Below are 12,083 nucleotides of genomic sequence, written 5' to 3'. Positions count from 1 at the left end.
CTGCCGGTCCGCGCGGCAACGCTGATTCTGCCTCTTGCGTGTGCGGCCCGGTTCCTGCCTGCTGCGTATCTCTACCAATCCATGCCTGCCTGCGGAGAGCCGACGAGATGAGCACCAACCTGCGGATCGATGGGGAGCGCCTGGTATCCCGACTGGCGGCCCTGTCGAAAATTGGCGCGACCCCGGAGGGCGGCTGCCGGCGGCTGGCGCTGACCGACGAGGACAAGCAAGGCCGCGACTGGCTGGTCGGCGAGCTCAAGGCGCTCGGCCTCGATGTCCGCGTCGATGCCATCGGCAACATCGTCGGCATCCTCAAAGGCCAGGAAGACGGGCCGGCGGTGATCATGGGCTCGCATATCGACACGGTCGGCACCGGCGGGCGCTTCGATGGCGCGCTCGGCGTGATCGGTGGCGTCGAGGTGCTGGCGGCGCTCCGCGATGCGGGCGTGACGCCCAAGCGCGACATGGCGGTGATCGCCTTCACCAATGAGGAGGGCGCGCGCTTCCACCCCGACATGCTCGGCTCCTATGTCTGGGCCGGCGGCATGAGCGTCGATGCCGCACATGCCGAACTCGACGCCGACGGCGCCGTGCTCGGGACCGAATTGAAGCGCATCGGCTATCATGGCGCAGAGCAGCCCGGCTTCCTGCCGGCGCACGCCTATCTCGAGCTGCATATCGAGCAGGGCCCGGTGCTGGAGAGCGAGGGCGGCGGGCTGGGCGCCGTCACCGGTATCCAGGCGATCTGCTGGCTCGAGCTGACCCTGACGGGGCGGCCGAGCCATGCCGGCACCACGCCGATGCGCTATCGCAAGGATCCCGGCCTCGCCGCAGCGCGGATCAACATTTTCGCTAATGAATTGACCAAGACGATCCCGGGCCAGCTCGCCAATTCCGGCGTGATCCGCACCCGGCCCGGCAACGTCAACGTCGTGCCCGAGACCGTGGTGATGACGCTCGACCTGCGCAATCCGCTGGACGCGCCACTGGCCGAGGCCGAGGCTGCCGTGCGGAAGTTCTGCGCCGAATTGTCGGCGCGCGACGATATCGCGATCAGCTTCCGCGACCTTGCCCGCTTCCCGGCGACGCCTTTCGCCGAGGAGTTGATCGCCAGCGTCGAGGCGAGCGCCGCCGAGTTCGGCCTGCCGATCCGCCGGATGATCTCCGGCGCCGGCCATGACGCGCAGATGATGTCGCGCCTCTGCCCGACGGCGATGGTCTTCATCCCCTCGATCGGCGGGCTCTCGCACAACCCGGCCGAACTCAGCAGCGACGACGACATGGTCGCCGGCGCCAACATCCTGCTCAGCGCCGCCTGGCGCGCCGCCAACGCCTGATATCCAGAGTGCTCATGAATTCGCCCGTCATCCCGGACGTAGCGAAGCGGAGCTCCGGGATCCATCGTAGAGCGCGGAGCCTTACGATGGATCCCGGGTCTGCGCGGCTAAAGCCGCTTGCCCGGGATGACGGCGTGGTTCCGAACTGATCTTTCGAACGGGTATTGCCATGACCTCCATCGCCTCCCTCTCCGCCGCCGAACTCGGTGAACTCTACGCCGCGCGCGAACTCTCCCCTGTCGAGGTCGCGAGGGATGCGCTCGCCCGCATCGACCGTTTCGAGCCGGAGGTGAATGCCTTCGTCGTGCGTGACGAGCCCGTGACGCTCGCCATGGCGCAGGCTTCCGAGGCGCGCTGGCTGAAGGGCGAGGCGCTCGGCCCGCTCGACGGCGTGCCGGTGACGATCAAGGACAATCTCGGCGTCGCCGGTTGGCCGATGCGGCGGGGCTCGGCCGTCGCCTCCGACGCGCCGTATCAGCAAGATGCGCCGGCAACCGCACGGCTGCGTGAGGCGGGCTGCGTCTTCCTCGGCAAGACGACCATGCCGGAATATGGCTGGAAGGGCGTCGGCGATTCGCCGTTCTCAGGCATCACCCGCAATCCCTGGGATGTCTCGACCGGCCCTGGCGGTTCCTCTTCGGGGGCGGCTGTCGCCGCGGCGCTCAATCTCGGCTGCATCCATCTCGGCACCGATGGCGCCGGCTCCGTGCGCATTCCCGCCGCCTTTTGCGGCGTCTTCGGCCTGAAGCCGACCTATGGCCGCGTGCCGGCCTGGCCCGCCTCGGTCATGGGGTTCCTCGCCCATCTCGGCCCGCTCACCCGAACCGTGCGCGATGCTGCCCTGGCGATGAACGCGATCGGCCGTCCTGACGCCCGCGACATGACGGCCTTCAAGAACATGCCGCCGGACTTTACGGCCGGGCTCGACAGGGGCGTGCGAGGATTGCGCGTCGCCTGGTCGCCGCGCCTCGGCGGCGACGTTCCGGTCGATCCCGAGATCGCGGCCCTGACGCATGCGGCGGCGCTGAGCTTCCGCGAGCTCGGCGCCACCGTCGAGGAGGTCGATCCCGGCTTCGACGATCCGATCGCGCCGCTGATGACGCTTTGGGCAGCGGGGGCGGCGCTGGCGCTGCGCAGCGCCGACGCTGCGGCGCGTGCGCAAATGGATCCCGGCCTCGTTGCGGTTGCCGAAATCGGTGAGCGAATCGACGGCGCGGCCTATGTCGACGCCCTGCTCAACCAGCGCAACGCGCTCGCCTACCAGATGGCGCAGTTCCACGAGCGCTTCGATCTCCTGCTGACGCCGACACTGCCGCTGCCGGCCTTCGCGGTCGGCCGCAATACGCCCGAGCACGGCGCTTATGGCGAGGATTGGACGCGCTGGACGCCCCTCACTTATCCTTTCAACATCACCCAGCAGCCGGCTGCTGCCGTGCCGTGCGGGCTGACCTCGGCCGGGTTGCCGGCGAGCCTGCAAATCGTCGGGGCGTTCGGCAATGATCTGCTGGTGATGCAGGCGGCTGCGGCCTTCGAGGCTGCGCGACCCTTCGCTCGCGTCGACGCGCCGATCAAATCGATTTAGGCGGATGAGCGCAATTTTCTGCGCCGGCCCGGCGGCTTCGCGTGTCATTTGCTTGCAAACGATGTCGCGAGCCACAAACCAGTTCCGTCTGGCACGAACCCTGCAGGGTCACTTCTTGTCGTAGTGGCCCGTCAAGCGTGTTGTCAGGTGCGGATTTTTCTGCCCACACTCTAGGCAAGGTCGCCCGATCAGAGGCCGCCGCCGCTTCAGGGGAGAGTACAAGATGGACCGCAGGAATTTTCTGAAGACCGCCGCCGGGACCGGCGTTCTGGCAGCAACCGGCGGTCTTGCCATGCCGGCGCTCTCGCAAGGCGCTGCCGCCAAGACACTGCGCTTCGTGCCGCAGGCCAATCTCGCCAATTTCGACCCGATCTGGGGAACGCAATACGTCGTCCGCAATGCCGCCGCTCTGGTCTGGGACACGCTCTACGGCATCGATTCGAAGTTTCAGCCGCAGCGCCAGATGGTCGAGGGCGAGGAGGTTTCCTCCGACGGGCTGACCTGGACCTTCAAGCTGCGCTCCGGCCTCAAATTCCATGACGGCACGCCGGTGCTGGCCAAGGACGTGGTGCAGAGCCTGAAGCGCTGGCAGGCCCGCGATCCGATGGGCCTGATGATCAGGGCGATCGAGAACGAGCTCAGCGCCGTCGATGACCGCAGCTGGAAATGGCAGCTGAAGCAGCCCTTCCCGAAGATGCTGCTGGCGCTCGCCAAGAACAACGCGCCGTGCTCCTTCATCATGCCGGAGCGCATCGCCAAGACCGATCCGTTCACGCAGATCACCGAATATGTCGGCTCCGGGCCGATGAAGTTCGCCCGCAATGAATGGGTGCCGGGCGCCAAGGCCGTCTTTGAGAAGTTCGCCGACTACGTGCCGCGTTCCGAGAAGGCCGACTGGCTCGCCGGCGGCAAGAAGATGCTGATCGATCGGATCGAGTGGGTGATCATCCCCGATGCCGCAACCGCAGCGGCTGCGCTGCAGAGCGGCGAGGTCGACTGGTGGGAAACTCCGCTTTCCGATCTCGTGCCCGTCCTCAAGGCTCACAAGGACATCAACGTCGATATCGGCGATCCGCTCGGCAATATCGGCGCCTTCCGCATGAACCACCTGCACCCGCCCTTCAACAATCTGAAGGTGCGCCAGGCGGTGCTGACGGCGATGAACCAGGAAGACTACATGCGCTCGATCGTCGGCGACGACGACAAGCTCTGGAAGCCGCTGCCCGGCTTCTTCACGCCCGGCACGCCGCTCTACACCGAAGCCGGTGGCGACATGCTCAAGATGAAGAATGTCGCGGCCGCCAAGAAGCTCATCGCCGAGTCCGGCTACAATGGCGAGCCGGTGATCTGCGTGGTAGCGCAGGACATGTCGGCGACCAAGTCGATGGGCGACGTCACCGCCGAACTGCTGAAAAGCATTGGTCTGAAGGTCGATTTCGTCGCCACCGACTGGGGCACGGTCGGCGCGCGCCGCGCCCAGAAGACACCCCCGAGCCAGGGCGGCTGGAGCATGTTCCATACCTGGCATGCCGGCGCGGACTGCATCAATCCGTCGTCCTACACCGCGATCCGTGCCAATGGCGACAAGGCCTGGTTCGGCTGGCCGGACGTGCCCGCGGTGGAGGCCGAGGTCACCAACTGGTTCAACGCCAAGGATACGGCCGAGGAGAAGGCGGCGATGGACCGCCTCAACAAGGCCGCCGTCGAGAATGTCGTCTATGCGCCGACCGGCTTCTATCTCGGCTATCAGGCCTGGCGGAAAAACGTCACCGGCGTGACCAGCGGCCCGCTGCCCTTCTTCTGGAACGTCGCGAAGGGCTGAGACCAGAGCAAGCCTTGCGTCCCGGCTTTCGCCGGGGCATGGCCCAGATCACGCCCGCCGGGCCTATCGGGATCACGCTCCTGATGGGTCCGGCGCCAGCAGCGGCAACTCAGGATTTCGATGCTCGCATTCATCATCAGACGCATCATCACGACGATCCCCGTCATGGCTTTCGTGGCGTTGTTCGTCTTCTCGCTCCTCTATATCGCGCCGGGCGATCCGGCGGCCGTGATCGCCGGCGACCAGGCGTCGCCCGCCGATGTCGAGCGCATCCGCCAGAGCCTGGGGCTCGACCGGCCTTATCTCGTCCGCTTCGGCGAATGGTTCTTCCGGGTGCTGCAGGGCGATCTCGGCACCTCGATCTTCACCTCGCTGCCGGTAACGCAGCTGATCGCCCAACGCATCGAGCCGACATTGTCGCTGATGGTGCTGACGCTGATCTTCGCAGTTTCGGTCGCGGTCCCAATGGGCGTCGTCGCTGCCTGGAAGGCCGGCACCTGGGTTGATCGTGCAGTCGTCGGCTTCGCGGTCTTCGGCTTCTCGGTGCCGGTCTTCGTGATCGGCTACCTGCTCGCCTATATTTTCGCGCTCAAGCTCGACTGGGTGCCGGTGCAGGGCTACACGCCGATCGCGCAGGGCCTCTGGCCCTGGTTGAAGAACCTGATCCTGCCCTCGATCACGCTAGGCACGGTCTATATCGCGCTGATCGCGCGCATCACCCGCGCGACCATGCTCGAGGTCCTGCAGCAGGACTATATCCGCACCGCCCGTTCCAAGGGGCTCGCGCAAAACAACGTCCTCTTCCTGCATGCGCTCAAGAATGCCGCGGTGCCGGTCATCACCATCATCGGCATCGGTGTTGCGCTCCTGATCGGCGGCGCGGTCGTCACCGAGAGCGTCTTCGCCATTCCGGGCCTCGGCCGGCTGACCCTCGATGCGATCCTGCGGCGCGACTATCCGGTCATCCAGGGCGTCGTGCTGATCTTCTCGTTCGTCTACGTGCTGGTGAACCTGGCCGTCGACCTGATCTACACCCTCGTCGATCCGAGGATACGCTATTGACCGCTCCAGCTGCCCCACTGCCCCTGGCAGATGAAATCGGCGTGGACGCCACGCCGCGCAAGCGCTCCTATCTGCGCAAGCACCCGTCGGTCGCCATCGGCGGCTTCCTCCTGCTGCTGATGATCTTCATCGCGGTGTTCGCGCCGTTGCTCTTTACGGTCGATCCGACTGCGATCGCCACCTCCAGGCGCACGCGTGTGCCGTCCGAATTGTACTGGTTCGGCACCGACATGCTCGGCCGCGACATCTATTCGCGCGTCGTCTATGGCGCGCGCGTCTCGCTGATCGTCGGCTTCTCGGTCGCGATCCTGTCCTCGGTGGTGGGTCTGGCGATCGGTCTGTTCTCCGGCTTCGTGCGCTGGGCCGACGGCATCGTCATGCGTGTCATCGATGGCATGATGTCGATCCCGCCGATCCTGCTTGCCATCGCGCTGATGGCGTTGACGCGTGGCTCGGTCGGCAATGTCATCCTCGCCATCACCATCGCCGAGATTCCGCGTGTCGCACGCCTCGTTCGCAGCGTTGTCCTGTCCCTGCGCGAGCAGCCCTATGTCGAGGCGGCGATCTCGAACGGTGCCGGCGTGCCGCGCATCATCTGGAAGCACATCCTGCCCAATACGATCGCGCCGATGACGGTGCAGGCGACCTATATCTGCGCCAGCGCCATGATCATCGAGGCGATCCTGTCCTTCATCGGCGCCGGCGTGCCGCCTGCAACCCCGTCCTGGGGCAACATCATGGCCGAGGGCAGGGCGCTCTGGCAGGTCAGGCCGCACATCGTCTTCTTCCCGGCCCTGTTCCTGTCGATCACCGTGCTCGCGGTGAACCTGCTTGGCGACGGCCTGCGCGACTCGCTCGATCCGCGGCTGGCCAAGGGCATCTGAGGGCGGTTCGGCGTCATGCCATGCCACGGACGGGAGAACCCCTCCCCCTTGTGGGGAGGGGAAGGGGTGGGGGTCGCAAAGCCGGAGCGATCGGCACACACTCATCGCGATGCAGTTGCTGCCAGCCCTTTTCTCCTGCCGGTCACCAAGCTGCACCACCCCCATCCCCAACCCTTCCCCACAAGGGGGAAGGGAGAAGCCCGGGCGATCAGCCTTGAGCAAAGAGACTATGCTGACGGCCGCGCTTCAGGCGCGAAGGTCGACGACGACGTCTCCGGACACAGCGTCGGTGACGCCGCGGCCGTCGCCGAGGTCCTCGAGAGTGTCCCGGAAGCTGTTGAGCGTCGCGATCATCTGGTCGCGGGCGCCCTTCAGCGTGGCGAGGTCGGCCCATTCGCCGATCAGGCAATAGGAATTGTCACCGGTCTTGATGATGTGGCCCTTCTCGAGGCCGGGCCAACGGGCCTTGCCCTGGCGATGGGCGTCGAGAAACTCCTCCTCACGTCCGGGCTTGATGCGGAAGCGGACGACGTTGAACGTGGTCATGGCTTTGGTCCGAAGCTCGGCGCTGCCTCGGCAGCCGCGGCCGGCGGTTCCGGACCGAGCCCAGAGGGAACGTCCGACGGTATTGTGGCGACCTCTTCTCCGCAATTGCGCACAAGGATACCTGCCTACGCCTCTGGCAGCGGCCCTCGATAGCGACCAAGCACAGCAGGAGCCTTCCCATGCCTCGCATTCTGACCGTCGGCGCTGCCCAGCTCGGGCCGATCCAGCGTGAGGAGAGCCGCAGCCAGGCGGTTGCGCGGATGATCGAGTTGATGCGCCAGGCGAAGTCGAATGGTTGCGATCTCGTCGTCTATCCGGAGGCGGCGCTGACCGCCTTCTTCCCGCATTGGTGGATGGAGGACGAGGCGGAGATAGACTCCTATTTCGAGAGCGCCATGCCCTCGAACGAGACGGCGCCGCTCTTCGCCGAAGCCGAGCGGCTCGGGATCGGCTTCCATCTCGGCTATACCGAGCTCGCGCATGAGGACGGCCGCAAGCGCCGCTTCAACACCGCGATCCTCGTCGACAAGGCAGGCAAGATCGTCGGCAAGTACCGCAAGATCCATCTGCCCGGCCATCCCGAACACCGGCCGGACGCTGTCTTCCAGAACCTCGAGAAGCGCTATTTCGAGACCGGCAATCTCGGCTGGCCAGTCTGGGAGACCATGGGCGGGCGGCTCGGCATGATGATCTGCAACGACCGGCGCTGGCCGGAGAGCTATCGCGTCATGGGCCTGCAGGGGGTCGAGATGGTCCTGCTCGGCTACAACACGCCCAAGCACAATCCGCCGGCTCCGGCCCACGACCGGCTCGGCAATTTTCACAACCAGCTCGTGATGCAGGCCGGGGCCTACCAGAATGCGACCTGGGTCGTCGGCGTCGCCAAGGCCGGGCTGGAAGCCGGCGTCGATCAGATCGGCGGCTCCTGCATCATCGCCCCGACCGGCGAGGTGGTGGCGCAGGCGGTGACGGAAGCTGACGAACTCGTCGTCGCGCGCTGCGATCTTGACCTCGGCAACAGCTATCGGAATTCGACCTTCAACTTCGCCAAGCACCGTGAGCCGCAGCATTACGGCATGATCGTCGAGCGCAAGGGCGCGGTGATCGCGTGAGCGCTGCCGGCGCATGCGCCGCATTCCCCGGGGCGCGGCCCGTCGGCTCCGCGCAACGGCAGCGCGAAACACGTTCCGATTCAGGACCGCCGACTCCGGACCCGACCATCTCGCAGCTCTATATTCCTGAGCTGCATAACCACTTCGCCAAAGCCTTCGCTATTATCCAGAAGGGCGCTACGGCCAGCTTCGCCTGAACGCGACGCTGCCGCCCGCCCGGTTTCCCAAGGAGCTGTCATGACTCACGATCTCATCCTCAAGGGCGGGCGGGTAATCGACCCGTCGCAGAAGCATGACGGCATCATCGACGTCGCCTTCACCGACGGGAAGGTTTCGGGCTTCGGCAAGGACCTGAAGGGGGCGAAGGAGATCCGCGACGTCTCCGGCTACATCGTCACGCCGGGGCTGATCGACCTGCACACCCATGTCTACTGGGGCGGCACCTCGCTCGGCATCGACGCCGACGAGTTCTGCCGCGCCTCCGGCGTCACGACCTCGGTCGACACCGGCTCGGCCGGCCCCGGCAACTGGCCGGGCTTCCGCAAGCATGTGATCGAGAAGAGCCAGGCGCGCATCCTCGCCTATCTCCATGTCTCGCATGCCGGCATCTACGGCTTCGACCATCGCGTCATGGTCGGCGAGAGCGGCGATCTTCGGCTGATGAACCCGATCGATTGCGCCGAGGTCGCCGACAAGAACCGCGACCTGATCGTCGGCATCAAGGTCCGCGTCGGCCTGCATGCATCGGGCACCTCTGGCACGGTGCCGCTCAACATCGCGCTGCAGGTCGCCAACGAGGTCGGCATGCCGCTGATGTGCCATATCGACCATCCACCGCCGTCCTATGAGGAGGTGATCGGCATGCTGCGCCCCGGCGACGTGCTGACCCACGCCTTCCGGCCCTTCCCGAACGCGCCGGCGACGGCGCAGGGCACGGTGAAGCCCGAAGTGCTCGCCGCCCGCAAGCGTGGCGTCATCTTCGACATCGGCCACGGCAAGGGCTCGTTCTCGTTCAAGACGACGCGCGCCATGCTCGCCAACGGCTTCGAGCCGGATGTGATCTCCTCCGACGTGCACAAGCTCTGCATCGACGGCCCGGCCTATGACCAGGTCACGACCATGTCGAAGTTCCTCTGCATGGGCATGAGCCTGAACAACGTCATCGCCGCTTCGACCGTGAACGCGGCGATGGCGCTGAAGCGGATGGAATATGGCTCGCTCAAGGTCGGTTCGCTCGGCGATGCGACCGTGCTCACCGTCAAGGAAGGCAAGTTCGACTATGTCGATGTCGTCGGCGAACACCTGACCGGCGACAGGAAGATCGTCTCCGAGGGCGTCGTGCTGAAGGGCGCCTGGTGGCACCCCAAGCGCAGCAACAAGTTCCGGAAGGTCGAGGCGGCGTAAGACGCAGGCGTCATTCTCGGGCGAAGCGAAGCGCAGGCCCGAGAATCTCACGATGAGAGAGCGCCAAATTGGAGCCTCTTTCCGCCTGAGATGCTCGGGGCGAGCCCGAGCATGACGCATAGTCGTTCTAATGAGCACACACCCACCATCCTGGCGCGCCATGGCGCCCGCCGATCTGCCGGCCGTCATGGCGGTCGCGGCTGAGGTGCATCCGAATTACCCGGAGGGCGAGGCGGTCTATGCCGAGCGACTAGCCCTTCATCCAGCCGGCTGCCTCGTGCTGGCTGGCGGGGAGGGGCTCGGCGGCTATGCGCTGAGCCACCCCTGGCTGCTCGGACAGGTGCCGGCGCTCGACAGCCTGCTCGGTGCCTTGCCCGAGCCGGCGGACGCCTATTACATCCACGATCTCGCTCTGCTGCCCAGCGCGCGCGGCGGTGGCGCTGCCTCTGCCTGCGTCGACAGGCTGGCGGCGCATGCCGGCGCCTCAAGCTTCGTCCGAATGGCCCTGGTTGCGGTCGGCAACTCAGCCGGCTTCTGGCGGCGCCACGGGTTTCATGAGGCGCATGACGAAGCCCTTGCTCGCAAGCTTGTGAGCTATGACGATGCGGCCCGCTACATGGTCCGCGATCTCGACCACGATTGGAGAACAGCATGAGTGCCGAAGACAAGCTCAAGGAGCTGGGCCTGACCCTGCCCGACGTCCCGACGCCGGTCGCGACCTATGTCAGCTTCAAGCGCGTCGGCGAGTTCATCTATCTCTCCGGCCAGGGCCCTAAGCGCGCCGACGGCACCTATCCGACCGGAAAGGTCGGCGCCGGCGTCTCGATCGAGGAGGCCTATGAGCACGCCAAGCAGACCGGTCTCGGTCTGCTTGCGGCGATGAAGAAGGCGGCCGGCTCGCTGGACAAGATCGAGGTCGTCAAGCTGCTCGGCATGGTCAATGCCGCGCCCGACTTCGCCCAGCATCCCAAGGTCATCAATGGCTGCTCGGACCTGTTCGTCGCCGTGCTCGGCGACAATGGCCGCCACGCCCGCTCCGCCGTCGGCATGGGCTCGCTGCCCAACAACATGACGGTCGAGATCGAAGTCATCGTGCGGGTGCTGCCGTGACGACCGCGCTCGCTCAGGAAAACCTCAAGGACGAGATCGCCCGCGTCTACGGTACGCCGGCCGTCGTCATCGACCTCGACAAGGTCGAGGCCAATATCGCCCGGCTCCAGGCCGTCTGCGATGCTGCCGGCGTCGCCAACCGCCCGCACATCAAGACGCATAAATCGCCGGAGCTGGCGCGGCTCCAGGTCGCTGCCGGTGCGCGCGGCATCACCTGCCAGAAACTCGGCGAGGCCGAGGTCATGGCCGATGGCGGCATCGACGACATCCTGATCAGCTACAACATCCTCGGCGAGGAGAAGCTCGGACGCCTCGGCGCGCTCCAGCGCCGCGTGCGCATGATCGTCGCGGCCGACAATCCCGTGACGATCTCAGGGTTGCCCAAGGCCGCCGAGATCGCCGGGCGCAATCTCGAGGTTGTGGTAGAGTGCGATACCGGCCGCAAGCGCGCCGGCGTCGAGACCCCGGGCGAGGCGGTCGAGCTTGCCAAACAGATCGCCGCGTCCAAGGGCCTGACCTTCGCCGGCTTCCTGATGTACCCGCCGGAGACCGGTTGGCCGGCGACGCAGGACTTCCTCGACATCGCCAATGCCGGGCTGCGCGAGGCTGGGCTCGAAGCCGGCATCATCTCGACCGGCGGCTCGCCGAACATCCCGAACATCGGCAAGCTCAAGGGGTCGACCGAGCATCGCTCCGGCACCTCGATCTTCAACGACCGGATGCAGATCGCGGCCGGGGTTGCGACGCTGGAGGACTGTGCGCTGACGGTCTATGCCACCGTTGTCAGCCGGGCCGGAGCGGAGCGCGGCATCCTCGATTCCGGCTCGAAGACGCTGACCAGCGACAAGGGCAATCTCGACGGCCACGGCTACATCCTCGAGTATCCCTTGGCCCGGATCGCCCAGTTCGCCGAGGAGCACGGTTTCCTCGATCTCTCCGGCAGCAATGAGCGGCCCAATGTCGGCGAGGTTGTGCGGGTGGTGCCGAACCATGTCTGCGTCGTCGTCAACATGGTCGACCGGCTGGTGACCGTGCGCGGCGACAAGCTGGTGGGCGAATTGCCGGTGGCGGCGAGGGGTAAGCTGACCTGAATCGTTAGGCGGAACGGTTCTGAAGGGCGGGGGGAACCCTTCTCCCGTGTGGGAGAAGGGCAGGGATGAGGGCCTGCCCTCACCGACTAGGGCCACAGCGGCGCCGTTGCGCCCGACAATCAGCGGCGGTCCC

The 12,083-nt window shown here is 66.1% G+C and carries 11 protein-coding genes; 10 read left to right on the top strand and 1 reads right to left on the bottom strand.

Annotation, left to right across the window (positions count from 1 at the left end; genetic code table 11):
* Positions 1-107: 107 nt before the first annotated feature.
* The 5 genes from ACSQ24_RS18130 (at position 108) to ACSQ24_RS18110 (ending at position 6,687) form a co-directional block, all read left to right on the top strand.
* A complete protein-coding gene (locus tag ACSQ24_RS18130) occupies positions 108-1,337 on the top strand; it encodes a M20 family metallo-hydrolase (RefSeq protein WP_436096022.1) in 1,230 nt (409 codons plus the stop codon).
* 169 nt (positions 1,338-1,506) lie between these two features.
* Positions 1,507-2,919 carry an amidase gene (locus ACSQ24_RS18125; RefSeq protein ID WP_436096021.1) on the top strand — a complete coding sequence of 471 codons (1,413 nt, stop codon included), beginning with the start codon at positions 1,507-1,509 and terminating at the stop codon, positions 2,917-2,919.
* A gap of 223 nt (positions 2,920-3,142) precedes the next feature.
* Positions 3,143-4,741: an ABC transporter substrate-binding protein gene (locus ACSQ24_RS18120; RefSeq protein WP_436096020.1), complete on the top strand. Its 1,599-nt coding sequence runs from the start codon at positions 3,143-3,145 to the stop codon at positions 4,739-4,741.
* Positions 4,742-4,861: 120 nt separating this feature from the next.
* Entirely contained in the window at positions 4,862-5,803 is a 942-nt protein-coding gene (locus tag ACSQ24_RS18115; protein WP_436096019.1) for an ABC transporter permease, read from the top strand.
* Between the two features lie 41 nt (positions 5,804-5,844).
* Positions 5,845-6,687, top strand: coding sequence for an ABC transporter permease (locus ACSQ24_RS18110; protein WP_436096018.1), 843 nt, complete (start codon positions 5,845-5,847; stop codon positions 6,685-6,687).
* A 246-nt stretch (positions 6,688-6,933) separates the two neighbouring features.
* Here the strand turns inward: ACSQ24_RS18110 and ACSQ24_RS18105 are convergent, their stop codons facing one another.
* Complete coding sequence (locus ACSQ24_RS18105; protein WP_436096017.1) at positions 6,934-7,233, bottom strand: DUF718 domain-containing protein; 300 nt, start codon at positions 7,231-7,233, stop codon at positions 6,934-6,936.
* A 179-nt stretch (positions 7,234-7,412) separates the two neighbouring features.
* On the opposite strand from ACSQ24_RS18105, the gene ACSQ24_RS18100 reads away from it, so the two are divergent.
* From ACSQ24_RS18100 to ACSQ24_RS18080, 5 genes are all read left to right on the top strand, one after another.
* Positions 7,413-8,345 carry an N-carbamoyl-D-amino-acid hydrolase gene (locus ACSQ24_RS18100; RefSeq protein ID WP_436096016.1) on the top strand — a complete coding sequence of 311 codons (933 nt, stop codon included), beginning with the start codon at positions 7,413-7,415 and terminating at the stop codon, positions 8,343-8,345.
* Between the two features lie 237 nt (positions 8,346-8,582).
* Entirely contained in the window at positions 8,583-9,749 is a 1,167-nt protein-coding gene (locus ACSQ24_RS18095; RefSeq protein WP_436096015.1) for an amidohydrolase/deacetylase family metallohydrolase, read from the top strand.
* Between the two features lie 130 nt (positions 9,750-9,879).
* A complete protein-coding gene (locus tag ACSQ24_RS18090; RefSeq protein ID WP_436096014.1) occupies positions 9,880-10,404 on the top strand; it encodes a GNAT family N-acetyltransferase in 525 nt (174 codons plus the stop codon).
* Positions 10,401-10,859, top strand: a complete 459-nt coding sequence (locus ACSQ24_RS18085; RefSeq protein WP_126113183.1) for a RidA family protein — start codon at positions 10,401-10,403, stop codon at positions 10,857-10,859. The genes ACSQ24_RS18090 and ACSQ24_RS18085 overlap by 4 nt, the downstream gene beginning before the upstream one ends.
* A complete protein-coding gene (locus tag ACSQ24_RS18080) occupies positions 10,856-11,950 on the top strand; it encodes an alanine racemase (RefSeq protein ID WP_436096013.1) in 1,095 nt (364 codons plus the stop codon). The genes ACSQ24_RS18085 and ACSQ24_RS18080 overlap by 4 nt, the downstream gene beginning before the upstream one ends.
* The last annotated feature ends 133 nt before the right edge of the window (positions 11,951-12,083 follow it).

The sequence above is a fragment of the Allobosea sp. LjRoot237 genome, assembly GCF_964253285.1.
Classification (GTDB): domain Bacteria; phylum Pseudomonadota; class Alphaproteobacteria; order Rhizobiales; family Beijerinckiaceae; genus Allobosea.
This window is presented reverse-complemented; position numbering and strand designations above follow the sequence as displayed.